At 46.3% G+C, this 24,991-nt stretch carries 20 protein-coding genes; 9 read left to right on the forward strand and 11 right to left on the reverse strand.

From position 1 onward, the window contains the following. Window positions 1-364: 364 nt before the first annotated feature. The 6 genes from FHS86_RS02045 to FHS86_RS02070 all read right to left on the reverse strand — a co-directional run bounded on the left by FHS86_RS02045 (window position 365) and on the right by FHS86_RS02070 (window position 4,999). Window positions 365-1,078, reverse strand: coding sequence for a tRNA1(Val) (adenine(37)-N6)-methyltransferase (locus FHS86_RS02045; protein ID WP_429410601.1), 714 nt, complete (start codon window positions 1,076-1,078; stop codon window positions 365-367). A 132-nt stretch (window positions 1,079-1,210) separates the two neighbouring features. Continuing rightward, complete coding sequence (locus FHS86_RS02050; protein ID WP_429410603.1) at window positions 1,211-1,978, reverse strand: TIGR02757 family protein; 768 nt, start codon at window positions 1,976-1,978, stop codon at window positions 1,211-1,213. A gap of 11 nt (window positions 1,979-1,989) precedes the next feature. Then, complete coding sequence (locus tag FHS86_RS02055; protein ID WP_429410605.1) at window positions 1,990-2,643, reverse strand: ABC transporter ATP-binding protein; 654 nt, start codon at window positions 2,641-2,643, stop codon at window positions 1,990-1,992. Further along, window positions 2,640-3,659, reverse strand: a complete 1,020-nt coding sequence (locus FHS86_RS02060) for a calcium/sodium antiporter (RefSeq protein WP_429410607.1) — start codon at window positions 3,657-3,659, stop codon at window positions 2,640-2,642. The genes FHS86_RS02055 and FHS86_RS02060 overlap by 4 nt, the downstream gene beginning before the upstream one ends. After that, window positions 3,659-3,928: a Sec-independent protein translocase subunit TatA/TatB gene (locus FHS86_RS02065; RefSeq protein ID WP_429410609.1), complete on the reverse strand. Its 270-nt coding sequence runs from the start codon at window positions 3,926-3,928 to the stop codon at window positions 3,659-3,661. Before FHS86_RS02065 ends, FHS86_RS02060 begins: the two co-directional genes overlap by 1 nt. Before the next feature lie 195 nt (window positions 3,929-4,123). Continuing rightward, window positions 4,124-4,999 carry an ATP-binding protein gene (locus FHS86_RS02070; RefSeq protein ID WP_429410611.1) on the reverse strand — a complete coding sequence of 292 codons (876 nt, stop codon included), beginning with the start codon at window positions 4,997-4,999 and terminating at the stop codon, window positions 4,124-4,126. A 91-nt stretch (window positions 5,000-5,090) separates the two neighbouring features. On the opposite strand from FHS86_RS02070, the gene FHS86_RS02075 reads away from it, so the two are divergent. From FHS86_RS02075 to recO, 4 genes are read left to right on the forward strand one after another with little or no spacing between them, the layout of a single operon-like run. Next, window positions 5,091-5,753 carry a Crp/Fnr family transcriptional regulator gene (locus FHS86_RS02075; RefSeq protein WP_429410993.1) on the forward strand — a complete coding sequence of 221 codons (663 nt, stop codon included), beginning with the start codon at window positions 5,091-5,093 and terminating at the stop codon, window positions 5,751-5,753. Between the two features lie 26 nt (window positions 5,754-5,779). Then, a complete protein-coding gene (locus FHS86_RS02080; RefSeq protein ID WP_429410613.1) occupies window positions 5,780-6,370 on the forward strand; it encodes a non-canonical purine NTP diphosphatase in 591 nt (196 codons plus the stop codon). Between the two features lie 51 nt (window positions 6,371-6,421). Then, on the forward strand, window positions 6,422-8,743 hold the full coding sequence (gene porZ / locus FHS86_RS02085) for a type IX secretion system anionic LPS delivery protein PorZ (protein ID WP_429410616.1): 2,322 nt from the start codon (window positions 6,422-6,424) through the stop codon (window positions 8,741-8,743). Then, complete coding sequence (gene recO / locus FHS86_RS02090) at window positions 8,740-9,465, forward strand: DNA repair protein RecO (protein WP_429410618.1); 726 nt, start codon at window positions 8,740-8,742, stop codon at window positions 9,463-9,465. Before porZ ends, recO begins: the two co-directional genes overlap by 4 nt. Before the next feature lie 39 nt (window positions 9,466-9,504). Here recO and FHS86_RS02095 read toward each other — a convergent pair whose 3' ends face one another. Then, a complete protein-coding gene (locus FHS86_RS02095; protein WP_429410620.1) occupies window positions 9,505-10,872 on the reverse strand; it encodes a hypothetical protein in 1,368 nt (455 codons plus the stop codon). A 5-nt stretch (window positions 10,873-10,877) separates the two neighbouring features. Continuing rightward, window positions 10,878-11,861, reverse strand: coding sequence for an outer membrane beta-barrel protein (locus FHS86_RS02100; RefSeq protein WP_429410622.1), 984 nt, complete (start codon window positions 11,859-11,861; stop codon window positions 10,878-10,880). A gap of 579 nt (window positions 11,862-12,440) precedes the next feature. Here FHS86_RS02100 and FHS86_RS02105 point away from each other — a divergent pair. From FHS86_RS02105 to FHS86_RS02125, 5 genes are all read left to right on the forward strand, one after another. After that, window positions 12,441-15,185, forward strand: coding sequence for a TonB-dependent receptor (locus tag FHS86_RS02105; RefSeq protein WP_429410624.1), 2,745 nt, complete (start codon window positions 12,441-12,443; stop codon window positions 15,183-15,185). 51 nt (window positions 15,186-15,236) lie between these two features. After that, window positions 15,237-17,162 (forward strand): hypothetical protein, encoded by a 1,926-nt coding sequence (locus FHS86_RS02110; RefSeq protein WP_429410626.1) that lies wholly within the window; start codon window positions 15,237-15,239, stop codon window positions 17,160-17,162. 350 nt (window positions 17,163-17,512) lie between these two features. Then, entirely contained in the window at window positions 17,513-17,974 is a 462-nt protein-coding gene (locus FHS86_RS02115) for a toxin-antitoxin system YwqK family antitoxin (protein WP_429410628.1), read from the forward strand. Window positions 17,975-18,136: 162 nt separating this feature from the next. After that, window positions 18,137-19,045 (forward strand): ATP-binding cassette domain-containing protein, encoded by a 909-nt coding sequence (locus FHS86_RS02120; RefSeq protein ID WP_429410630.1) that lies wholly within the window; start codon window positions 18,137-18,139, stop codon window positions 19,043-19,045. Further along, window positions 19,045-20,052, forward strand: a complete 1,008-nt coding sequence (locus FHS86_RS02125; protein WP_429410632.1) for a glycosyltransferase family 2 protein — start codon at window positions 19,045-19,047, stop codon at window positions 20,050-20,052. Before FHS86_RS02120 ends, FHS86_RS02125 begins: the two co-directional genes overlap by 1 nt. On the opposite strand, the gene FHS86_RS02130 is transcribed toward FHS86_RS02125, so the two are convergent. The 3 genes from FHS86_RS02130 to FHS86_RS02140 form a co-directional block, all read right to left on the reverse strand. Beyond that, the gene (locus tag FHS86_RS02130) at window positions 20,042-22,435 is read right to left on the reverse strand and encodes a GH36-type glycosyl hydrolase domain-containing protein (RefSeq protein WP_429410634.1); all 2,394 of its coding nucleotides are present in this window, start codon (window positions 22,433-22,435) and stop codon (window positions 20,042-20,044) included. The genes FHS86_RS02125 and FHS86_RS02130 overlap by 11 nt on opposite strands. Window positions 22,436-22,528: 93 nt before the next feature. Beyond that, window positions 22,529-23,521: a glycoside hydrolase family 130 protein gene (locus FHS86_RS02135; protein ID WP_429410636.1), complete on the reverse strand. Its 993-nt coding sequence runs from the start codon at window positions 23,519-23,521 to the stop codon at window positions 22,529-22,531. Window positions 23,522-23,553: 32 nt separating this feature from the next. Next, window positions 23,554-24,954 carry an MFS transporter gene (locus tag FHS86_RS02140; RefSeq protein ID WP_429410638.1) on the reverse strand — a complete coding sequence of 467 codons (1,401 nt, stop codon included), beginning with the start codon at window positions 24,952-24,954 and terminating at the stop codon, window positions 23,554-23,556. Between the last annotated feature and the right edge of the window lie 37 nt (window positions 24,955-24,991).

Below are 24,991 nucleotides of genomic sequence, written 5' to 3' on the forward strand. Positions count from 1 at the left end.
CAATGATTCGTCCGGCGCGCCAATGGTGTTGTGGTTTGAAGTTTAACTTACACGCATCATCGCTGGTGGTCGGAAGCGCAAAAATATAGATTTTGAAACAAGATGAAACAAGTCAGGGGAAATTTTTGAGGAATGTTAAGGATGTGGTGGTATAGGGGGTGTCGGTTGCTGGATGCTGGATGCTTGTTGCTGGATGGTGCGTGGGACTGTTTCGTATATTGACGGATTGTATAAGCTTGTTGTTGATTTCAGGGTAGGTCATTGAAGTATTTTTGGTTAACGATTGATTAGCTTGCGTGTTTCAATTCCTCAATCGTTAATCTTCAATCTTCAATCGTTCATCTTTTTTAATTGCTATTCCTTCTTATAAATTCAGATAGAAGTCCTTGAACAGGCTGATGCATTCGGGACTGTATTCGTGATGGTTTTCGGTTTCGATGGTAAGTTCTTCAGGTTTTTCGCTAAAGGCTTCAAATTTCATTTCGATAAGGGCTCTGATAGCCGGCTTCGAGGGTTTGGGCTTCACCAACACCAATCGTGACTGAAAGAGGCGGTAGCGCATGGCTTCCTGCTTAAATTGGGGTATGACGTTAAGGGGAAGAATGGCACTGAACGATCCTCCGGGTTGTAGCAGGGCAGCAACGCCCCTGAGCAGGCTGGCGTAGGTGAGTGTAGCGGCATGCCTCGCCATTGCTTTTTGTTTGTTTTCCGAAGGCAGGCCATCGACAAAAAAAGGCGGATTGCTAACAATGGTATCGTACTTATCGGGAAACTGAAGGGTGTAGCGTGCAAGCGCAGTCCACTGAGCTTTTAGCCGGTCGGCCCACGGTGAGTGGCTAAAATTGAAGGCTGCGTCCTTAATGGCGCCTTCATCAATATCGATGGCGTGGATGGAGGCTTTGCAACGCTGGGCTGCCATCAATGCAATGAGCCCTGTTCCGGTTCCAATGTCGAGTATTCGTTCAGCCCGGCTTACATCGAACCAACTGCCAAGCAAAACTCCGTCGGTGCCTACCTTCATGGCGGCATGGTTTTGTTCGATCCGGAACTGCTTAAACTGGAAATAGTTGTTGGGCATGGCTGAAGATAAGAATTTAAAAGCAGTGCCCGCCCCTGTAAGGTTGGTATAGGTGCCGATTTATTTTTGCCTGGAAGAATACAGGCAGGTAAATTCTTGTTGTTGTTGTTGTCATTGTTTCCGTTGTTGTGGTTACAGGGCCTTGTTGACGCCCAGCCCGAAGAGGGCCAGGTCGTATTTTACCGGATCGAGCGGATCGAGCTTTCTAAGCGCCGCGGTCACCTCTTCAACTGCCTGCCAGTTGTTCTGCTTTCTTTTTAGCAGGCCAAGCTGGCGTGAAATATTTCCGGTATGCACATCGAGGGGGAGCATGAGTGCCGAAGGGGGGATTTCCTTCCACAAAGCAAAATCGACTCCCCGCTTGTCGTTTCTCACCATCCAGCGAAGAAACATACAGAGTCGTTTGGCGCTTGAATTTTTTGCTACGTTGGCAAGGTGTTTTTCACTGCGTTGTTCATGCTTCGTTTCAAGAAAAATAGTTCTGAAAAACAGTAGTGTTCCATACAGGTTCTGTTCCCGGAGGAAACCCCTGGTAAAAACTGCTTCGAGTCCGCCATGATGGAGGTAGATATTTCTTAGCGATTTCAGAAAAAAGACGGCATCGGTACCGTTAAAGGTACGATGCACAAAGGAATTAAAGGAACGAAAATCGCTTTCGCCGGCGTTGAGTATGAATTCGTGCGGATAGTATCCCATTCGTTTCATCAACTTATGGGCATTGCCAATAATGCTTTTGCGCTGGCCCCAGGCAATGATGGCAGTGAGAAAGCCGGCAATTTCAATGTCTTCTTTTTTATCAAAAAGATGCGGGATACTTATTGGATCATCGATGATAAAACCCGGAACATTGTATTGTTCGTATTTTTCATCGAGCAAGGTTTTTATTTCCCCGTTTTTCACCTGTATCCAGTTTAAGTAACAATGAGCCCGTCTTTGATCTCAAAGATTACATCGCTCATGCGGGCAAAATCGCGGTCGTGGGTTACAATCACCAGGGTGATTCCATAGCGGTCGCGAAGGGAGAAGAAGAGGTCGTGCAATTCCGACTGGTTCTTACTGTCGAGATTGCCGGTAGGTTCGTCGGCAAAAATGACCGAGGGATTATTGATGAGTGCCCGGGCAACGGCCACTCTTTGTTTTTCACCTCCCGACAGTTCGTTGGGTTGATGGGTGAGGCGATTTTCGAGGCCTAAAAACGAAAGCAGCTCAAGGGCTCTTTGTTCCACTTCGGCCTTGTTTCGGTTGGCAATGTAGCCAGGCAGACAGACATTTTCGAGGGCCGTAAATTCGGGCAGCAAGTGATGAAACTGAAAAACGAAGCCGATGTGCCGGTTTCGGAAGGCAGCAAGCTCTTTTTCCGGCATGGAAAGCGGATCCTGTCCGTCGATGATGATTGTACCTCCTTCGGGGCGGCTCAGGGTGCCAAGTATTTGCAGCAGGGTGGTTTTGCCTGCTCCGCTGGCTCCAACAATCGAAACAATTTTTCCTGCTTCAATGTTGAGATCAATTCCCTTTAGAACCTGAAGGGATCCAAACGATTTGGTGATATTTCGGGTTGTAATCATTGTACTTTAAAAATCATGACGATGTAAATAACGTACAGAAAGAACATTATTATTCCTTCGGGTCTCGAAATCCGGCTTCCCGAAAGTTTCTTATAGCGTTGAAGAAACGATGTTGTTTCGTCGGTACTTTTTCGCAGAAGGTAGTTGAAAGGTAAAATAAAGATGAACAGCAGGAAATAAAAAGCCAGCATGAAGTGCAGGTCGATTTTGAATGCATTAAAATTCAGCGGAATGGGATGAATGCCCGAGGTGATTCCGATTACTGCAAACACATTGAAAATATTGGAGCCAATAATGTTGCCCACCGAAATGTCGCTTTCTTTTTTAATGGCTGCAATGACCGATGCGGTTAGTTCGGGAAGGCTGGTTCCAAAGGCAACGATGGTAATTGAAATGATGCGCTCACTAATGCCCAGTGTCAGCGCCATGTGTGAGGCTCCGTTTACCAGGAAGCGTGATCCGAGAGCCAGGCCGCCCGAAGCCAGCAAGGTTATCAAGAGATAAACCCAAATGCTGTATTTGTTGTCGGGCCTGGGAATGCTCACTGATTGCGGGTAGCGTTTGCTTCCTCGTATTGATACCACAATGAAGAGCAGGAGCATGGCAAACAAAATAAGGCCTTCGACATTTGAAATGCTGTTGTTGAACATGACCAGGTAAAGCATCAGCCCCGAAAGCATCATGATGGGCCAGCTGCGCCTGATGGTTTGAGGGGCCACCGGCATGGGCAGTATGATGATGGTAAGCGCCAGTACCAGGGCAATGTTGGCAATGTTCGATCCAATTACATTTCCGAGGGCTATTTCGGGATGGCCGGTGATGGCAGCATCAAGACTAACGATCAGTTCGGGAGCCGAAGTGCCAAAGGCCACCACGGTTAAACCAATTACCAGTGGAGATATTTTGAAATGATTGGCGATGGCAGCGCTTCCTTTAACCAGGTAATTGCCACTGTAAACCAATAGAATAATTCCTGCAATCAACAGGCCTAAGTTAAACAGAAGAGTTTGATCCATTAAAGTTTGATGTTTTTGGCTTTGTCGAAGTTCTCCTTTATTTTGCGGGCGTCGTCACCAACCGTTTTATTCACTTCATCGATGTTCTTTTTAAAGTCGGAAGTAGAATCGTTAAACTCTTTCTGAATTTCGTTGGTTGCCTTCCTGAATTCGCGCACACCTTTACCCATCACCCTTGCAATTTCGGGGATCGATTTTGCACCAAAAAAGATAAGTGCCAGTGCAAGTATCAGAATAATTTCCTGCCCGCTAATAAAAAGTTGTATCATTGAGTGCTGTAATTTTTTGAGCAAATTTAGGGTAAAACATTGAAATATTACAATTAAGAACAACGATTGTTCGAATTGTTCTGATGCACCCAGGTATTAAAACCACCGGCACTTTACAGGAAAAACAAAACCCGTGGCACCATTTGGTACGCACGGGTCTGTCCTTCTCTCCATGATCCCCCTAATATTTTGAAATCAAATCCATTGTTCGCTAAGTATTTCGCCCTTAATGCTTACCACGATGGCTTTAACCGGAACGTTGCGGCTGGTCATGTGTTGTGCTTCTTTTACCAAATGAAGCAAGCCTCCACAGCAGGGTACTTCCATCATCATTACCGTAATGGTATTTACTTTGGCATTGTCGATGAGCATGGCCAGTTTGTTAATGTAGCTTTCGGCTCCCGAGTCAAGTTTTGGGCAGGCAATGACGAGGCTTTTGTCTTTGAGCCATTCCTGGTGGAAAGAGCCCATTGAAAATGCGGTACAATCGGCTGCAATCAGCAGGTCGCTTTTTTGGAAATAAGGTGCCATCGGGTTAATCAGGTGCAGTTGTACCGGCCATTGACGCAGTTGCGAAGGCTGGGCCTGCATGCCACCGGCCAGTTGCAGGTCGCTGGCTGCAAAGCTTACGGTTTTCGATCCGGGACATCCGCCGGTAGCACATTCAGCGGCCGCTTCGGGTTTGTTGTTGTGCACCTGATCGATTACCTCATTCAGATCAAAGCCAAGATGCTTTTCGTTGGCCTTCAAATAGGTCATTCCCTCTTTCAGAAATCCTGTTTCATTGTGATCTTTCAGATGTTTCAGATGAGCAATTACCGTATTTTTTCCTTTTCCTATCATCTCCTTCATTACCTCGGTTTCGTTGTACGCTTGTGCTTCGCGTTCTTCAATGGTAATGGCTCCTTCGGGGCAGTGACCCAGGCAGGCACCGAGCCCGTCGCACATCAGATCGCTGATCAGTCGTGCTTTTCCATCGATGATTTGCAGGGCGCCTTCGTGGCAGTTGGGGACACATAATCCGCAACCATTACATAATTCCTCGTCTATCTTAACAATCTCTCTGATCATGATTTCAATTTTATTTTCTGCCACAAAACTAAGTCCGCATCCATCAAAAAGTTGTCACAATTGTTACATTTGAAAAAAATATTTACCCGTGATGATCAATTTATCGTCGATCCCATTATTTAACGGTGTTGAAGCGCACGAAATCGATCAGCTATTTCAGCAAATCGTTTATCAGCGTAAAAGTTATCCGCGTGATGCCCTGGTGGTAAGCCAGGGAGAAATATGCAACCGGCTGATGATGCTTGTAGAAGGAAGTGTGAAAGGCGAAATGACCGGTCCCTCGGGTAAGAGCCTTAAGATTGAAGACATGGAAGCTCCTACGGTACTGGCACCTGCTTTTATTTTTGGACGTCGGAATTTTTTTCCGGTAAACATTATTGCTACCAGTGAAGTGGCTTTTATCATTGTTCCGGTACCTGAGCTGCTTCGCTTGTTTCATTTCGACGATCGGGTACTTCAGAATTTTTTGTCGATGATTTCGTCCAGAGCGCAGTTTCTTTCCGAAAAGCTTCGCTTTCATTCATTCAAGGCCCTGAAATCGAAAGTTGCTTTTTATCTGATGAATGAAGCGGCCGGGAACCAGCGTTTTAAGCTGAAGCATTCACAAAACGAGCTGGCCGAATTGTTTGGTGTTGCCCGCCCTTCGGTAGGCCGTGCTTTTCTTCAGTTACAAGAGGAAAACATTGTAGATATTCGGTACAAGCAGGTCGAAATAATCGATTTCAAGCGACTTGCCAATGCCTGTAATGAATAATATTGCCTTTAAAATTTAGTGAATAGATGATGAAACTTGTTTTTGCCACCAATAATCAACACAAGCTCGAAGAAGTACAAAAAATACTGGGTACGCATTTCGAGTTACTTAGTCTGGCCGACATTGGCTGTAATGAAGACATTCCTGAAACAGCGCCTACGCTCGAGGGAAATGCTTCTCAGAAGTCGCGCTATGTTTTTGAAAAATACGGCTTCGACTGCTTTGCCGATGATACCGGGCTTGAAGTGGAGGCACTGAACGGACAGCCGGGTGTTTACTCGGCCCGATACGCGGGTCCGCAACGCAGTTCGGCCGACAACATGAAATTACTGCTTTCGGAGATGGACAAAATAAAACAGCGCAATGCACGTTTTAGAACTGTTGTTTCACTGATAATAAGCGGTAAAGAAATTCTTTTTGAAGGAATAGTAAACGGACAAATACTAAGCACTCCGCAGGGAGATGAAGGATTTGGCTACGACCCGGTTTTTCAGCCCGATGGTTACGATGTTTCGTTTGCCCAAATGGCGATGGACCAGAAAAACAGCATCAGTCACCGTGGAAGAGCCATTGAAAAACTTACTGCCTACCTGAAACAGCAAGAACAGCAGCAGTAAATAAAAATGTGACATACAACTAAGGCGCCTGGCCAATTAAACTAATAATCAATGAAGCAGCTTTCCCTGACCCTGATTCTGATTCTGCTTTCAGCTTCACAATTAATTTTTGGAGCCGATCGTAAGTGGAACTTTCATTTGTCGAATGTGAAAACCTACGATGTTGTTAAGGGCGACAACAAGGTTTACTTTTTGTCCGACGGAGGCGTTTACTATTACAATGAAGAGGACAACAGTGTTACCACCATCACCAAAAAGGATCAACTTTCGGGTGCCAATTTTGGCGGGATCGAATACAGTATTGTTACCAATAAGCTGGTAATTTATTACGAAAACTCGGTGGTGGATGTTTGGGCCGATGATGAAGTGTACACTTTTAACGATATCAGCCGAAAAAGCATTTCGGGTAACAAGCTGATATACGGAGCTACCTGCTATGAAGATCTTTGTTATTTGGCTTGTGGTTTTGGCATTGTGGTATTAGACCTCGCCAATATGGAAATCAAGGACTCCTTCATCATTGGCGACCAGGGCGACTATCAGCCGGTGTACGATGTGGCCATTGCGCATAATAACATTTACGCCAGCACTCCCGAAGGAATTAAATTTGCCTCACTCGATGCTCCTAACCTGCTCGACTATACCTATTGGAGCTATGTCGATCATCCGCTGGTTGCAGGTCAGAGTTTTGAAGTGCTCGAAAGCGGGAATAATAAAGTGTGGGCGCTCAACAAGGGAGACGCTTCAGAAAGCAGTATGATTTATGTCGGTGGAAGCCCGGATGATTGGACACAGGCATTCGATCATCTGAAAAATGTGCGCAATATTCGGGTCAATAATGATAAAGTTGCCGTTTGTATTTATGGTACTTATGTATATAACGATGCCGGACAGCGCCTGCTTGCTGCCAATGATTATCCCTTCAAGACTGAAACCGTGGGTGTAAATGCCCATGCAGCGCTGCTTGATGATGAAGGTGCTCTTTGGATTGCCGATATGAACTTTGGTGGTATCAGAGTGAAAGAAGGGCAGTACGATTTGCTTACCCCTCAGGGGCCCTATAACAACAGTGCCTTTTCACTTGCCTACTCCAACAACAAGCTTTGGGTAGCGGGTGGCGGCTATGATGGCGCCTGGTCGAACCTGTGGCACGATGCCCTGGTGATGTCTTATGGCGGAGGAAAATGGACGCATTTTAACAAAGTTACTCACGAGGATTTAAGTCCCATTCGCGATGTGGTGCAGGTGCTTCCGTTTCCCGGCGATCCCAATCATGTTTTTATCGCCAGCTGGGGCGGCGGAATTATTGAAATGAATCAGGGGGAAATCATAAATATTTATAATGAAAGCAATTCAAGCTTAAAACAAATCTACGATGGCTATTCTACCCGGGTGGGAGGAATGGATTTTGACAAGGAAGGAAATCTGTGGCTTACCAACAGTGAGGTTGAAAATGTGCTGCATAAGAAAAAACCCGATAACAGCTGGACGGCCTACAGTTTGCCCGAGATTGCCAACAACTATAAAATTGGGGCACCCTTGATTACATCGCACGATCAGATTTGGATTACCGTACCCCGGGACGCCACCAGGGGCATTTATGTAATGAGCCTCGATGGTTCAAAGAAGAAACACCTCGATGTAACCAGTTATTTCTACAACGGAATTGATGAGGTGTTTACGAAAATGAACGACGTTTACGATATTGCTGAAGACCGCAACGGAGAAATTTGGGTGGGAACATCGAAGGGTTTGATTGTTTACAGCGACCCACAGAATGTATTTGATGAAAATCCGTATTATGCCAAACAACCCGGGCTAAATCAAAACGATGGTCTCTATCACCCGGTTTTGCGGAAGGAAATGGTTTCGGCCCTTGCCATCGATGGTGGAAACCGAAAATGGTGCGGCACGCTTAGCTCGGGTATTTACCTGATCTCGGCAGACGGAACGGAAGAGCTGGCGCATTTTACTGCTGAAAATTCGGAGCTGATTTCGAACGTCATCCTTGATCTGGAATACAATGGCGATAACGGTGAACTTTATATTGCCACCGATCTGGGGCTGATTTCATATGGTACCGAATCGAAAAATTCATTCAGGCAGTTTACCGATGTTTATGCCTATCCCAACCCGGTTCACAGCGGCTATGAAGGGAACATATACATCACCGGAATGATGGAAAACACCAATGTGAAGATTACCAACATCAGTGGCAGGCTGGTTTACGAAACCACTTCACTGGGCGGGCAGGCCATCTGGGACGGCCGTGATCTGGCAGGTAATCGTGTTCATACAGGAGTTTATCTGGTATTTTGCGCTTCAGAAGAGGGAGCGGAATCAACCGTAACTAAAATTGCTTTCATCCGATGATCCGAAAAACCAGCGCCATTGTTTTGCACCTGGTTAACTATTCCGAAAGCAGTGTGATTGCTACTTTATATACGGCTGCTTTTGGCCGTCAGGCATACATGATCAACGGGATCAGAAGTTCGCGCTCGAAACAGAAAAGCGCTTTATTGCAACCCCTTTCACTGCTCGATATCGAAGCCGATCACAAACCCGGCCGTGATATTCAAAGGATGAAAGAGTTCAGATTGAGCGAAGTATACCACAGCATTCCTTTCGATGTAGTGAAAAGTACCGTAGCGCTGTTTTTGGCTGAATTGCTTTCGAAAACCCTGCGTAGTGAGGAGCCTGACGAAGATTTGTTCGACTTTATTTTCAATGGTCTGCATTATTTTGACAGCCTGGAAAAGGGAAGTGCCAATTTTCATCTTTGGTTCATCATGAAACTTTTATCGTATCTGGGTTTTGGATTGCACAATAATCGCGATGCCATTAGCCCGTGGTTCGATATGAAAAGCGGCAGTTTTGTAGGTTTCCGACCGGTTTATCCCAATGCTCCCGATCGTGACGAGTCGGCCATGCTGGCTCAGCTCATCGATCTGCCAATCGAAAACATACAGCAACTTTCGATCAGCGGAGAGCGACGTACCCGCCTGCTCGAAGTGCTGCTTGAATATTATCATCTTCACATCGACAGCCTTGGGAGCATTAATTCGCTAAAGGTTTTGCAGGATATTTTTCACTGAGGCGGTAAAATGATTTGGATATTTTCAATTCTTCACTGCTTACCAGATCAATCCTTCCTGGTGCGAGAGCGTCCATTCGCCAACCCAGTTGTAATCGTCGAAAGCACCCCTGTAAGCCGCTTCTTCAAAAAAATCGTCGTTGGGCAGGGGAGCATACGATGAGCTCACCGCCTGCAAATCAGGGATGGGCGAGATGCCGCCATCATTTCTTTCAAAACCCGGATTCGCAATCAGGTTGTGTGCATCGAAAAAGTACTGATCGATTAATTGTTCCTCTTCACTTACCTCTTCGTCGTTTATGGGTACAATTGTTAACATCGAAGCTTCCTCATTATTATTGACATTGTGAAAAAGGCAGTATTCGATCTTAAGGCGTTCGTCCTGCCATTGGGTGAAACTGTTGTTACGCACCTGGCTGAATTCAATTTCAATTCCACTTCTCTGGTCAGTAAAAATCGAATTGGCTATTATCCCGGCGGCATTGTCGTTGAATGAAATAAGGCTGTTGTAGATGCCTGCTCCCCGACCGATCGCGGTAATGTTATACAGGATGGGTTCGGTATAAGGCTGGTTGGTTTTAAGTTCCTCGGCACCATCAATTTCAAGCAATTTGTCGCCATGTTCCTTGCTTTGAAGCAGGCACCAGAACTGTCCTTTTCCGCGATAGCCCAGGTCAATGTCGATGGCATCGTCGGAACAGTTGCTCACCACAATGCGTTTCAAATGAACGGTTCCTCCGAATATCTCGATACCATCGTCGGCATTGGCAATCACTTCGATGTTTTCGATGGTGGTGCCTGAGCCAACCCCTCCGAGTGTGAGTCCGTTGATTTCGTTGTCCTGTCCCAGATCGGTGCCTCCATGGCGGATCGATACGTAGCGCAGGATGCCCGAATTGTCTTCATCGTTACTGCCACCAAAAATTGCTCTTGGTTCGCTTGTTGAAATGCCCTCAACATGGGCTTCTCTATTGGGTGTATTAATGGTGGCATTGCCCAGAATGATGAGTCCGCCCCACAGGCCGCGCTCATCCAATGCTATTGAACCTTCCAGGTCGTCGCCTTCGCAGGTGAAAATAATGGGATCAACTGCACTTCCTTCAGCAATAATTTTCCCGCCACGCGCTACAATGAGTGCCGAGGCTGCTGAGCCTGTTCCTCTGCGTGCCCTGATTACCGTGCCGGGCTCGATGGTCAGTACCTGTCCGTCGTTTACAAATACCTTTCCTTCGATGAGGTATTCCTTATCGCTGGTCCAGGTCACGGTGCCGGTGCCCATGCCGTTGTCGTTGATCACCCGGTCGCGTTCTTCAATGATGTACTCACTTTTACGGCATCCGGCGACAACAATCAGCATGAGTAAGGCGATCGTTATCAGTTGTCTCAATTGGTCTTTCTTTGCGTACATGCCTGCTACAGTTTGAATTCAACATTTAAATAAACATAGGCCGAGTTTTCCAGATTGGCAGCTGTGGGATACCAGTCCTGATAGTTAAGCGACAATTTCAGTTGTTTGTTCACTTGTTTTTCAATTCCGGCAATCAGCGCAGTGCCATCTTTGGCAAGGTTCCAGGGAGTCGACTCCCCTTCGGACAGGTTCGACTTTAACAGGTCGTAACGGGCAAAAGCTTTCCAACTTTCCTTCAACTTATAGGTTGAATAAAAAGAAAAGCCATACTGGTTCCGGTTTTCGATGTAGCGGTAATTGTTCAGCAAGTTGTATTCGCCACCCAGTGAGAGTTTGGGAGACAGATGGTAGCCCAGAAAAGCAGCATATACCATCTTGGCTTTGTTTTCCGAAGGACCGAAGTTGGCAAATACACGCCCGGTCAGTTTCTCCGGGAGTTGAAAGGTAAGCCCCGCGGTGTATTCAAACTGGTTGTCCTGCTGCAGCTGACTGTAGCCTTCACCGTTTACAATGGCCGCATCGGCACTGAACAGGTCGTTGATTTTGTAGGAGGCAGCAATTCCAAGGTCGACCGACTGACCAAATTTGTACTGGTCGGCAAATGATTTTTTCAGATAACGATATCCCCAGAACGATTCCTGTACTTTAAAGTGGTTCATTCCTATAATACCAAAACTAAAGCTGAAGTCTCCCTGCTTATAGTTAATGTAGGCATTGCGGAAATAAGCATAGCGTTTTACCATGGCATAAACCGATTCATCGCCGGGACTGCCAATATCAACAACAACAGCGGCAGAGAGTGAAGAACTCATTTGGTAAGAGTAGCCTAATAAAGCCCTGTCGATTTCGAAAACTGAATTGTTATCGGCAGCTGTAAGTCCCGAATGGAAGTTCCCGAAAATTCGTGCCACCGGCTTACCCGAAGGCTCAAAGGCAAACACACTTCCGCAAAGCAAAGTCGCGGCAAGTAGCAGAAAACTTTTTTTCATCATAAAACTGTTAAATGGCAAGCATTTTCACTATGAAACGCATATTAATAAAAAACCTGCAACAAGAAGTTATCCGGTGAAGAATAATTACCAGTTATTTTCTCAGACATACTACTGTCGCACTTTTTTATAATCAAAAAATCGGGGCAAAAGTAAGCGGTATCGGGGTGGCTGGTTTTAAGTGAACGTTACGAAAGTTAAGCCGATGTTATGATATCCTTAAAAGCTTTTCGTTTGCGTTAAGCAATGAGACTTAGGTGTTAGCATTTTGCTGAATTTCATGTATGCTCTGCCTGAACACAGCCCCTGATTCCTGTTCGTATAAAAGCTCAAAGTGTCAATGAATCAGTATTGAAAGCACTGCTTCGTACTTCAAATATTAACAGAAGACCGTAAAATCGGAGGTATCTTCAAATCAAAGTTAACAAAGCATCAATGAATCAACCTTTATTTAAAATCATTTTAACCAGGCGGACCCGAAAGCTATGCATTTTTTAACACCTGCATAGCTTTCAGCTTAAATGGCCGGGATAACATTGCAGCGTTGAGTTAATACAAAAAATTGTTAAAGAATTAGGCATGAGAAGAAAAATTACGGGCCTGGTGTTGTTGCTTATAATTACCCTGGGTTCTTATGCACAAAAGGCCGTTCTGCGTGGAAATGTGAGTGATGAGCTTAGCGGCGAAACCATTGTGGGAGCTTCGGTAATATTAGATGGTACCACCATTGGGGCAATGACCGATTTTGACGGAAATTTTGAGATCAAAAATATTCCTCCCGGAACTTATACTATCAAAGCATCCTTCATTTCGTATGCTCCCGGAATCACTGAGGGGGTAAGTTTTACTCAAGATGAGGAAAAAGTGCTCGACTTTAAATTGGGAGAAGCCGTTGTTGAGGTTGAGGAAGTAAAGATTGTTGCACGTGCCAACCGTGAATCGGAGACCCTGCTTTTGATGGATCAGAAGGAGGCTGATGAGATTAAGGAAAGCATTGGTGCACAACGTTTGTCAAGCATGGGTGTGTCGGATGCAGCATCGGCCACCTCAAAAATAGCCGGGGTGACCCGAAACGAAGGCTCGGGCGATGTATTTATAAGGGGGCTGGGCGATCGTTATCTTTCGACCACCATGAATGGCCTGCCGGTTCCTTCGGATGATGTTGAAAAGAAGAACATCGATCTGAACCTGTTTTCAATCGACATTATTAAAAATGTGGGAATCTCGAAAACCTACACCGCCGAAAAATATGGCGATCAGTCATCGGGCTCGGTCGATATCAGTTCAAAAACTGCTGCTGAAAAACTGGCACTGGACCTGTCAACGGGGTCCAATATGAATGTTCTTTCCGGCGGAGTATGGAATACTTTTAAAACAAGCCGCAACATGGATGATCTGACGCTGGGCTTTTACCGGAACGATTTAACTCCTGAAACTGCCATAACAGATCAAAGCTGGAATACTGCTGAGCGGAAGCTTCCCATCGATCGGAGTCTGCAAATTGGCGGAGGTACAAAGTTGAAGCTTTTCAATAAGGATCTTACGCTTTTTGCTACCCTGGCGCACGAAAATGAGTCGGATTATCAGATCGGAATTTATAAAAAGTACCGGTCGAATGTGCTGGATAATTCGTTTAGCGATGCTGAAACATTCAGTACAAAAATCAATACGACAGCCTTACTGAACCTGAGCTACCAGTTGAAGCCCGGAACCCGGATCATCTATAACAGCCTGATGATATACCGCATCAACGATGTTTTGTACGAACAGGGCCGTAATGGCGAAGGCTATGTATTCGATCAGGATCCGCAGGAAAATGGTGCCTTTGTAAGAGATCAAAACCTGAAAGTAACCCGCTTATATGTCAACCAGCTTTTGGGGAGCCATCAGCTGAATGAAAAAGACCGGCTTACTTGGGCACTGGCCTACAACCATGTGAATGCGGGAGAACCCCTGCGCATACGTAATGAGGTAAACCTGATGGACGAAAATACGGTTCAGTTTGCCCATGTAGGCGATTTTCAGCAGCGAAAGTCATCGCAGGACATTGTTGATTATGAAAGCAACGGCTACCTGAAACATGAGAAATTTCTGCTGGGCAACGACGAAAAATCGTTGAAGCTCATTTATGGTATCAATGCCCGCTACAAGGAGCGCGATTTCACATCGACCTTCATCGGGGTACGTGCAAAAGGTGTTCAGGTGCAGTCGGTCGATAATCTGGATGAAGCCTTGCTCAATCAGGAGCTTTATCAAAGCAGGGAACTGATCATGCGCGACCGTAAGGCTGACGTTTACACTGCTTCGCTGGCTGTTTATGCAGCTTATGCCAATCTGGGTTTTAAAATGGAAAAGCTGAGTGGCTCTGCCGGACTTCGTTTTGAGCACGATGAAATCAATGTCGACTGGGACGTGGCCAACTATGTTGGTCGTAAGGGAAGTGTTTCCAAAAGTTATCCAAATGTTTTACCGGCACTGAACCTCCGATTCGATATCACTGAGAAAAGTGCGTTGCGACTGGCAGCTGGAAAAACAAATACCCTGCCCGAGTTTAAAGAATTAGCCCCCTTTGAGTACGTATCGCCAACAGGCCGTGTCACCAAAGGAAATCCCGATCTGAAAAAGTCGGTAAACTACCATCTTGATCTGAAGTATGAATTGTTTCCAGCTAATAAGGAACTGGTTTCTGTCACTGGTTTTTACAAACAGATTAATGACCCCATTAACCTGGCACAGGCACGGGGTTCATCAGGAAACTTTATTTATGAAAATACCGGTGATCGGGCGCAGGTTTACGGGCTTGAATTTGAAACCCGCCTGCAACTGATCAAAGCCACTACGACCAGTGAGCCCGGGCTGGGCCTTGTTCTGAATACAACCAAAATGTGGTTTAACCAGGATTTGCTTGAAGAGTTCCGCTATAACAACAAGGAAACTGCCGGTTTGCAGGGCGCTGCCGGGTTAATTGCCAATGTGGCCTTGAGCTACAGCAATAACAAGGAAAGGGAATTCTCGGCAACGTTGGCCGGAAATTATTCTTCCGACAAGGTGCTTGCATTGGGTGCCCCCGAAGACTATGAAAACAGTGCAACACTGTTTAACAGCGAAATCATCGAAAAGGGTTTTGCCTCGCTCGACCTGGTGTTGTCGTACCAGTTATCCGAACGCATATCGTTCAGGTTGTCGGGTAAAAACCTGCTAAATCCCGAAATCAGGCAAACTCAGGAAATCAAACCATTGTCGGGCGAAGCTTTTACCGATGTGGTGAGTTCGTATCGTAAAGGGATGGCCATAAATCTTGGACTAAAAATCAATTTGAATTAAAAATTATCAATGAGCTCAACTCTTAAAATTTATAGCAAAATGAAAAAAACAATGATGAAAGTATTAAGTATGGCCTTTATGGCTGCCGTTCTTCTCAGCAGTTGTAACGGTGACGATCCGATTCTTAAAGATGAGGTAATCGAAAATCTTGAAAAAGGGGTAATGGAAGGTGAACTTTCCGAAGACTACACCCTTGATGCAACAGTAACTTATCAGCTGACCGGTGCATTTATTGTGCCCGAAGACATTACCCTGATCATTCCGGCAGGAACCAATATTGAGGCCATCGACGGTGGGACCGATGTATATGTTGCCGTTTTAATGGGTGGAAAAATAAATATTGAAGGAACAGCATCCAGCCCGGTGGTGATGTCATCGGCCAATGCCAGCCCAGGAGACTGGGGCGGATTGACCATTTGTGGTAAGGCCACTACCACTGCCGGAGCAGGTGCCGAGGCCGAAGTAGGTGGTTTTATCTATGGCGGCAGCGAAGATGCCGATAATTCCGGCTCAATTGAGTACCTGGTGATCAGGGGAACTGGTGCCCAGATTAACTCTGAATCGCAATACAATGGAATTTCATTCTATGCCGTAGGCTCAGGAACAAAGGTTGAAAATGTGGCCGTGATCAATGGATCGGACGATGGTGTCGAATTTTTTGGAGGAACCGTTTCGGTAAGCAATCTTTTCCTTCAAAACAACGAAGATGATGCCATCGACTGGACCGAAGGTTGGAATGGTACGGTTAGCAATGCTTACGTTGAACACAGCATCGAAGGATTTTCAACAGTGGTTGAGGCCGATAAAACCAACAATAATCCTCAACTGATCAATCTTACAGCAGTTTCAACAACTGGTGGAACTGCCCTACAGTTTAAAAAGGAATCGGGAGCAACCATTACCGGCCTGTCGTTGAGTGGATACGCTGTAAGTGTTGACATGAAAGACGGAGGTCCGCTTGAAAATGTAATTATTGAAGGCGAAACAGCCGATCCGGCACGCAGCTACAATAATGAAGCAACAGTCGATCCGGGCTCGTGGACCTGGGTAGGTGCCGAACTGGCCGAGGTTGAAGTTTTATCGGGAAATGTGACAGATGATGTAACACTCGATGCTTCGAAAACCTACCGATTGACCGGTTCGTACATCGTACAGGATGGTGCTTCACTGACCATTCCGGCCGGCACTAAAATCCACGCCGATGCTGGTGGTACCGAAGTGTACCTTGCTGTGCTGATGGGTGGAAAGATTTTCATCAACGGAACGAACGACAACCCGGTGGTCATTGCATCCGATTTGAGTGCTCCTGGCGACTGGGGCGGTTTGACCATTTGTGGAAAAGCGACTACCACAGCAGGTACAGGTGCCGAGGCCGAAGTAGGTGGTTTTATCTATGGTGGAAGCCAGGATGACGATAACTCCGGATCGATCGAATACCTGGTGATTAAGGGAACCGGTGCCCAGATCAACTCCGAATCGCAATACAATGGCATCTCGTTGTACGCAGTCGGATCAGGAACTGTGATTGACAATGTGGCTGTTTTTGACGGATCGGACGATGGTGTTGAATTCTTTGGCGGAACAGTGAATGTAAACAATATCTATCTCGAAAATCTCGAAGACGATGCTGTTGACTGGACCGAAGGATGGAACGGAACGGTTGTGAATACCTATATTTCGCACACCATCGAAGGTTTCTCTACTGCCTTCGAGGGAGATAAGGTAAACAACAATCCTAAATTCGAAAATGTAACTGCCATTTCAACAGTTGGCGGTACAGCACTCCAGTTCAAAAAGGAATCAGGAGCTACCATCAACAACCTGTTCCTCGAAGGATACGAGAAGAACATCGATATGAAAGACAAGGGGCCGCTTGAAAATGTGATCATCGATGGTGCAACGGCTGATCCTGCGGCAACTTATACCGGTACCAAGGTCGACATTTCAGGATGGAACTGGATTGGTGTTGGGCTTTGATTTGTTTTGCAAACTAGCCCCGGTAAGGGGAGTTGAAAATACAATAGCAAAAAGATAGTTTTCGCTATCATTTTTGTATTGACTCAGCAGGCCGTTGCTCATGAGCAGCGGCTTTTTACTACTTTTAAAGCAGGATGCAATATTAAATCTCACCGCCTGAATAAAAGCTTAACGTTAAATATTTGTTAAGCAATAAGGTTTTTTGTTAAGTTTGCCTTAAGTGAAGAAACGCGATGAGGCGAATAAAAATAGGCCAGGCACTTAATATCAGACGGCTTTTTAAATTGTCCGGGTCGATTCTAAAAAGATTGATGAAAGATACATACTAGTAAAAGAAGAAGGAGGCAGATATGAAAAGTTTAGCAGCAATTGTGATTTTTATTTTCCTGATTGGGACTGTTGCTACAGCGCAATACATTAAGGAAATTGACGGTATTTACTATGCCGATTCAACACCCTGGTCGGGAACCTATAAGAGTTACTACGATAATTTTCAGCTTAAGGTGGAAATGAAACTGGATGAGGGCAAGAAAGACGGGATTACCAAACTTTATTTTGAAGACGGCAGTATAAAAGAAATACGTTCGTACAAAGACAATGTGATGGACGGACGCTGGGAAACCTATAATGAAAAGGGAATTAAAATTGCCGAAGCTCAATACGACGAGGGAAAAAAAGACGGAACATGGAAAATTTGGGATGAAAACGGCATTCTAAGAGTTGAAATGAACTATAAAAAAGGCGATAAGAAAGGCATTTGGAAACGTTTTAACGAACGTGGTGAACTCCTTGGAGAGATGAATTACAACTAATGCTTGTTGGCTGATTGATAAGATACAAGGGAAGTGCTGTTGGGTAGTTCCCTTTTTTCGATTTACAGGCCTTTACTGATATTGCTTGTTATAGATCATAATGGGATACAATGAAAATGGAAGTGATTCGTTGAATTCATTTTAACTGTTTAACTTTGTGCTATGTCGATTCAGGTTAAGAACATCAGTAAGCGCTACGGCTCCCAACTGGCGCTGGACCAGCTTAGTTTTGAAGTCAGGTCGGGTGAGGTGCTTGGTTTTCTTGGGCCCAATGGTGCAGGAAAATCAACCCTGATGAAAATACTGACCGGTTACCTGCCAGCCGATAGCGGACAGGCCTTGATCGATGGCCAGCAAGTAGATGGACAAAAGGCAGCTTTTCGTGCCCATATTGGCTATCTGCCCGAGCACAATCCGCTCTATCCCGAGATGTACATCAGGGAATACCTTCATCTGGCAGCTGGTTTTTACCGGCTGAAAAACAAGAAGCAACAGGTTGAAAGGGTGATTGAGATGACAGGCCTTGGGGCTGAAGCATCCAAAAAAATCGGTGCCCTTTCGAAAGGATACCGGCAGCGGGTCGGTTTGGCACAGGCGCTGATTCACGATCCCGGTGTACTGATTCTCGACGAAGCAACCACCGGCCTCGATCCCAATCAACTCGAAGAAATAAGGCAGCTGGTGAGAAACATCAGCAAGGAAAAAACAGTGATGCTCTCAACCCACATTATGCAGGAAGTGGAGGCGGTGTGTAACCGTGTAATCATTATTCACAAAGGGCAACTGGTGGCTGAAGGGCCAACATCTAAAATCAGATCCCTGTCAACAGCGACAGCGCAGCAGGTCAAACTGGCTGTTCTTGAAACGATAAATGCACAGCAGCTCGAAATGCTGCCTTTTGTTGCCACAGCCGAGGCTTTGCCTGATGGAGAATGGTTGATTCACTCAGATGTAGCCGACGACATACGCCCCCTGTTGTTCAGGGAAGCCGTAAAACGAAAATGGACCATCATTACCCTCAGTGAACAGGCACGAAGTGTAGAAAACGTATTCAGAGAACTGACCCGTTAATGTCTGGAAACAAACCCAAAGTATCGATTGTTCTTCCTTTTTACAATGCAGCGGCAACATTGGAGAGAGCCATTCGCAGCATCCTTCGGCAAAGTTATTCCAATTTCGAGTTAATACTGGTAAATAATAATTCGGATGATGGAAGTGAGCACATTGCCCGCAGCCTTCAGCGTGAAGATGAACGCATTATTTTACTTGATGAAGAGCGGCAAGGGGTTGCTTTTGCTGCCAATACAGGAAATAGTGTTGCCCGCGGTACCTATATCGGGCGCATGGATGCCGATGATTTTTCGCACCCCGACCGCTTAATGAGACAGCTTGACTTGCTTGAAAAAAATCCACACATCGGAGTTGCCTCCTGTCTGGTCAGGCATGTCGGACATCGTGAAGGTACAGAAGGGCTGAGCCGCTATGTTGAGTGGGTTAACAGTGTCCAAAGTCCAGGCCAGGTGAGAGAAAATTGTTTTATCGAAGCACCGGTAATTAACCCTACGGTGCTTTTTCGCCGCAAATTGCTCGACGAAGCAGGGGGCTATCGCCATGGCGATTTTCCCGAGGATTATGAAATGTATCTGCGATGGATTGCCGCCGGAGTGAATATTCAGAAAGTACCCGAAGTATTGTTCAGCTGGTACGACTCAGATCATCGGCTTACACGAAGCGACAGCAGGTACCGCAGCGAAGCATTTTATCGCATCAAAACAGATTATCTGAGCAGGTGGCTGCTTGAAAACGATCACCCTTATATCTGGGTTTGGGGAGCAGGACGGCTTTCGCGACAACGGGCCGGTATGTTAATGGAAAAGGGAATATGGATCGAAGGTTACATTGATGTAAAGGAACGGAAGCTTGTTGATGCCTGCTGTATTCATTTTAAAGCTTTTAACTGGGATGCTCCTGCCTTTATCCTTTCGTATGTGGGTAACTGGGGAGCCCGAGAAAAAATCAGGGCCTTCCTGATCAGTAAAGGAAAAACCGAAGGAAGAGATTTCCTCCTTATGGCATAAAAACTTCAACATGGTTCTGCTCGTCCATAATGCAGTCTGCAATCAGGTTACCTTCAATTTCGTTTCCATTCACTATCATTTTTTGAATGCCCTTCTGTGCTCCGTTTTCATTGTAAACAGTAATATCGAAAAATTTTCCACGGAATCGTCGTTTGGCACGAAAGCTTTTCCAATGAGAGGGAATGCAGGGATCAATACGCAGGCCGTTGTATTCAGGTTGAATGCCTAAAATGGCCGTGGCTGCCGCATAATAGCTCCAGGTGGCTGCTCCGGTAAGCCAGGGCAAACGCGAAGCACCTACGCGCGGACTGTAAATGCTGTGGGTAAACTGGCAGTTAACATAAGGTTCGATTTGCCTGATTTCGGCCTTGTTGTTGTAGGCCGCAGGCATAAAGGCACGCAGGTAGTTGTAGGCCCTGTTGCCATTCCCCGCAAGGGCTTCGGCCATAACGGCCCAGCCCTGGGTGTGCGAAAATATCGAAGCATTTTCTTTCATGCCGGGATTGAAAAGCGGTGCCTTTACAATTTTATGATCCGTTTCAACATAGGGAGGTGCACAAACCATGATGCCATAGTCACTTGCCAGCTGCTCGTGTACTGCCTGCATGGCGCTTAGTGCTTTTTGTTTGCTTGCATGGCCGCTCAATACCGACCAGCTTTGAGGGTTGAGCCATATACTGCCTTCCTTGTTCGACGAGGAACCATACACTGTACCGTCAAAGCGAAAAGCCCTTACGTACCATTGGCCGTCCCAGCAGTGTTGATCAATGTTTTTGTCGAGCTGAGTAAGTTGTTCTTCGGCCCAGCTTATCTCATTTTCATCACCTATCAGGCGATTGATTTCAATGTAGGTTCTTAGGGCAAAGCGGACTTGCATGGCCACAAAAACAGTTTCTCCGTTATGTCCCAGCTCAAGGCAGTCATTCCAGTCGGCCTGTAAGCCACAGGGCAAACCATGCGAGCCGCTGCGATTCAGATTGAATTCGATGGCACGGCGCAAATGTTCCAAAACACTGGCTGCTCCTTCATCGGCAAAGGGTAATACTTTGAAATAGAAATCGATGTTTCCGCTTTCTTTCACATAGGCAGGTACGGCATTAAAAAGCCAAAGTGCATCGTCTGATCGGTAGTCTTTTTCGTCGGGAGCCTTTTCATGTCCCGGTTGGTGCGAAAAGGTTTTCACTACAGGCAGGGCACCTCCGTTTGCACATTGCCCTGTAAGCATTAATTCGAGCCGTTTTCGTGCTTCATCAGGTATCGTATGCAAAACGCCCAGAATGTCCTGAACGGTATCCCGGTAACCCAATCCGTCGCGTTCGCCACTGTATACCAGGCTCGCAGCACGCGACCAGGCAAAGGTCATCAAACAATTAAAGGGGCTCCACATGTTGGTCATGCTGTTGAATTCGGGATCGGGGGTTTCAACCCATAATCCCTCGATCCGATCGTGCCAGCTTTTAACCAGCTGATCAAAGGCCTTGTTGACAGCTTTCATCGAGCTAAATTCGCGAAGAGCAGCTTTCCCTTCCCTTTCAGCTTTGCCAATTCCCATAATTACAGCCAGTTCTTTTGTTGCGCCGGCCTGTAATTCAACATCGACCTGTAGAACGCCACAGCCGTTGTCGCCGTATGCCAGTGAGTTGGAGCAGGTGCCTTTTTCTACGGCGAGTGGATTGTGATAGGAACGATAGGGGCCCAGAAACTGATCCCGGTCGGTATCGAATCCGCTGATCCCGGCTCCGCTGATTCCCAGAAAGGTATGGCGGTTTCCGTCGTGGTTTTCAAATTCGCCTCCATCATCGGGTAACGACACATTGATGCCGTGGTCGATGATGTTGGCTTCTACGTTCATTCGCAGAATATATTGGGTATATTGAAGGTTGAACTGATCCTGCAACTGATGCCAGTTATTGGCATATTCAACATAGGTAAACAGCCTTAGACTTCGCTTTTGCGTATCGTTGTTGGTAATTTTCAACTTCCATATTTCAAAGTTCCTACCCAGTGGAACAAAATAGCAGGCTTCGCTTTTGATCAGGTCATATTCCGATTCAATAATGGTGTAAGCCGTGCCGTGCCGGCAAACCGACCTATACTGGTCGAGTGGTTTTCCGACCGGTTGCCACGATGTCGACCAGTAGTCTTTTTTATCCCTGTCGTGCAGATAAAAATAACGGCCGGGCTGATCCATGGGTACCCCATTGAAGCGGAGCCGCATAAAGCGACCACGTGCTGCCGACTTATAAAAACTATAACCTCCGGCATTGTTGGTAATGATGGCTCCATATTCGGTCGATCCCAGATAGTTGCTCCACGATTTGGGCGTGTCGGGCCGGTCGATTACATATTCCTTTTTCAGATCGTCGAAGTGTCCGTATTGCATCTTGTAGTCATTAAGACATTGGGAAATAGTCACTAAGTCATTAGATGTGTTCTTTCACTAATGGCTTAGTGACCAATGACTGTTTCCCTGAGTTTAAAAAACTTCTGAATTATTTTTCATGTAAGCAAGCAGTTCATCTACCTGGCAGAAGGCGATGGCTGTATAGGTGTCGGCTGCCCCGTAGTAGATGGCAATTCGTCCGCTTTGGGCATCGTATAAATTGGCACACGGGAAGGCAACGTTGGGAACAAAGCCCGTAGTTTCGTAGCTTACTTCGGGTGTGAGCAGGTAGTCGCGGGTGCGATACAGTACTTTGGCCGGATTGTCGATGTCGAGCAGTACGGCACCAAAGCTGTAAACAAAGCCGTTGCAGGTTCCCGAGACGCCGTGGTAGAACAAGAGCCAGCCTTCGGTCGTTTCGATGGGTACCGGGCCGGCACCAATTTTGGTACCCTGCCACCATCCCTGTCCGCCTTTGCTCATAACATGCTGGTGCCTGCCCCAATAAACGAGATCGGGGCTCTGGCTGACAAAAATATCTCCAAAAGGCGTGTGCCCGCTGTCGCTGGGCCGGCTTAGCAGCCAATAGTTTCCATTGATTTTTCGGGGGAATAGTACGCCGTTGCGGTTAAAGGGCATCAGTGGATTGGGCATGCGTACAAAGGTCTTAAAGTCGGTGGTTTTGCCCATGCCGATGGAAGCTCCGTGCAGGTCGTCGCACCAGGTAATGTAGAAAACACCGTCGAGCTCAAGTACACGTGGATCGTAGGCGTAACTGGTTGGAGCCGGCTGCCCGTTTTCATCTACCCAATCGATGGGATCGGGATGGAGATCAATGTGAATACCATCGTTGCTGCGCCCTGCAAAGAGCGTTGCGCGCCCGTTTCTTTGATCGGCCCTGAAAACACCTGCATAGCCTTTGCCGAAGGGAACAATGGCACTATTGTATACTCTGGCTGCTTTTGGTATTGGGTTCCATCCGATTACGGGATTGCCGCTGTATCGCCAGACTAGCTCGGTGCAGCCGGCTGGTTTTTCTTCCCAGGGAATGTTGGGAAGTGCTTTTCCAATAATTGTATTACTCATTGTTTTGTGAATTGTATGAACTGTTATATTGTTTATTCCTGACTCTCTCTGCGTGTTGCCAGTTCGTTTTCGATTTGCTGAACCCGTTTTTCGCTGAGTGGATAAAGTAAGGAAATGATAATTGACAATACGCCCATGGCTGCCGGAATGAGGCTAAAAAGCAGCAGCAAACCCCTTTGGCTTTCGGCATTCTGAGCCTGGTTGGGTTCGAAGCCTACCTGCGACATGAGGTTCAGTGCAACGAAAGCACCAAAGGCCCAGCCGAATTTTTGTGACATGGTTGATGCTGAGAAAACCAAGCCGGTTGCTCTTCGGCCCCTTTTCCATTCGCCATAATCGGCTGTATCGGCATACATAGCCCAAAGGAGAACACTTAGTGGACCTCCGGTTGCAGATCCTGTAATCTGAAAGAAGAAAATCCATCCCAGCTGGTCGGCAGTGAGGAAATAAAGTATGGCCGTGCTGAAAATGGAAATAACAAACAGGGTGATGAAGCTGCGTTTTTTTCCGATGCGCTTTGAAATAAAGGCAATAAGCAAAACGCCAATGAAGGAGGCGATTTGTCCTATGGTGTTATAGGCCGAGGTGAGGGTTTCAAAAGAATAAGTGCGTGTTGATAAAAAGGGTAAGGTGAGTTCCTGTTCTCCAATTACATATTTGAAGTAATGGACGGTTACACTGCTTCGCACTGCCACAAAGAGGATGAAGGTAATGGTGGTAGCCAGTAAAATCAGCCAGGGCCGGTTGGTTACCAGTTCTTTCAGGTCTTTTTTGATGGAGGCTTGCTGGTTCTTTGGAGGTTGAATTCTTTCTCTTGTGTTTCTAAAGGTGATCAGGAAGAAGATGATGGCAGCAATCCCGTAAATAACAAACGACAATTGCCAGCCTTTGGCATCGTTTCCGCCACCCAGTGTTTTGGTCATGGGCAGCAGCGTGGCCGATACAATGATGCCGGCTGCAAAGGCAAAGAGAAATTTAAACTGCGACAGGGAAGTGCGTTCCTGTGAGTTGGGTGTGATTACCCCGAGTAAAGCGGTGTAGGGAATGTTGATGGCCGTGTACAACATCATGATGAGCATGAAAGTAATGTAGGCATAGATGATTTTGCCCCTGAGCTCGAAGTCAGGTACCGAAAATGCCAGTACTCCTGCAACAGCAAAGGGAACACACAGCCAAAGCAAATAGGGACGAAACTTTCCCCATCTGGTTTTGGTTCGGTCGGCAATGATACCCATTAAAGGGTCATTAACTCCATCCCAAATACGGCTTACCAAAAACATGGTGGCTGCCACCGAAGCCGGAATCAGAAATATGTCGGTATAAAAATAGGTGAAATACAACATGAAGGTTTGCCAGTAAAGCACAGAGGCGAGATCGCCAAAACCATAGGAAAATTTTTCCCTGAAGGGTAGTTTTTGTTGATTTTGTTTCATGCAACAGAATATTGGTTGATGGTTAGGGTTGATAATA

Origin of the sequence: Roseimarinus sediminis (genome assembly GCF_050433125.1) — a bacterium.
Lineage (GTDB): Bacteria > Bacteroidota > Bacteroidia > Bacteroidales > Prolixibacteraceae > Roseimarinus > Roseimarinus sediminis.

Excerpts from the sequence above, each read along its gene's own strand:
- FHS86_RS02045 (WP_429410601.1), bottom strand. The coding sequence starts at position 1,078 with ATGCCCAACAACTATTTCCAGTTTAAGCAGTTCCGGATCGAACAAAAC.
- FHS86_RS02125 (WP_429410632.1), top strand. The coding sequence starts at position 19,045 with ATGTCTGGAAACAAACCCAAAGTATCGATTGTTCTTCCTTTTTACAAT.
- FHS86_RS02060 (WP_429410607.1), bottom strand. The coding sequence starts at position 3,659 with ATGGATCAAACTCTTCTGTTTAACTTAGGCCTGTTGATTGCAGGAATT.
- FHS86_RS02080 (WP_429410613.1), top strand. The coding sequence starts at position 5,780 with ATGATGAAACTTGTTTTTGCCACCAATAATCAACACAAGCTCGAAGAA.
- recO (WP_429410618.1), top strand. The coding sequence starts at position 8,740 with ATGATCCGAAAAACCAGCGCCATTGTTTTGCACCTGGTTAACTATTCC.
- FHS86_RS02115 (WP_429410628.1), top strand. The coding sequence starts at position 17,513 with ATGAAAAGTTTAGCAGCAATTGTGATTTTTATTTTCCTGATTGGGACT.
- porZ (WP_429410616.1), top strand. The coding sequence starts at position 6,422 with ATGAAGCAGCTTTCCCTGACCCTGATTCTGATTCTGCTTTCAGCTTCA.
- FHS86_RS02120 (WP_429410630.1), top strand. The coding sequence starts at position 18,137 with ATGTCGATTCAGGTTAAGAACATCAGTAAGCGCTACGGCTCCCAACTG.
- FHS86_RS02055 (WP_429410605.1), bottom strand. The coding sequence starts at position 2,643 with ATGATTACAACCCGAAATATCACCAAATCGTTTGGATCCCTTCAGGTT.
- FHS86_RS02100 (WP_429410622.1), bottom strand. The coding sequence starts at position 11,861 with ATGAAAAAAAGTTTTCTGCTACTTGCCGCGACTTTGCTTTGCGGAAGT.
- FHS86_RS02075 (WP_429410993.1), top strand. The coding sequence starts at position 5,091 with ATGATCAATTTATCGTCGATCCCATTATTTAACGGTGTTGAAGCGCAC.
- FHS86_RS02105 (WP_429410624.1), top strand. The coding sequence starts at position 12,441 with ATGAGAAGAAAAATTACGGGCCTGGTGTTGTTGCTTATAATTACCCTG.
- FHS86_RS02095 (WP_429410620.1), bottom strand. The coding sequence starts at position 10,872 with ATGTACGCAAAGAAAGACCAATTGAGACAACTGATAACGATCGCCTTA.
- FHS86_RS02110 (WP_429410626.1), top strand. The coding sequence starts at position 15,237 with ATGATGAAAGTATTAAGTATGGCCTTTATGGCTGCCGTTCTTCTCAGC.
- FHS86_RS02130 (WP_429410634.1), bottom strand. The coding sequence starts at position 22,435 with ATGCAATACGGACACTTCGACGATCTGAAAAAGGAATATGTAATCGAC.
- FHS86_RS02135 (WP_429410636.1), bottom strand. The coding sequence starts at position 23,521 with ATGAGTAATACAATTATTGGAAAAGCACTTCCCAACATTCCCTGGGAA.
- FHS86_RS02065 (WP_429410609.1), bottom strand. The coding sequence starts at position 3,928 with ATGATACAACTTTTTATTAGCGGGCAGGAAATTATTCTGATACTTGCA.
- FHS86_RS02140 (WP_429410638.1), bottom strand. The coding sequence starts at position 24,954 with ATGAAACAAAATCAACAAAAACTACCCTTCAGGGAAAAATTTTCCTAT.
- FHS86_RS02070 (WP_429410611.1), bottom strand. The coding sequence starts at position 4,999 with ATGATCAGAGAGATTGTTAAGATAGACGAGGAATTATGTAATGGTTGC.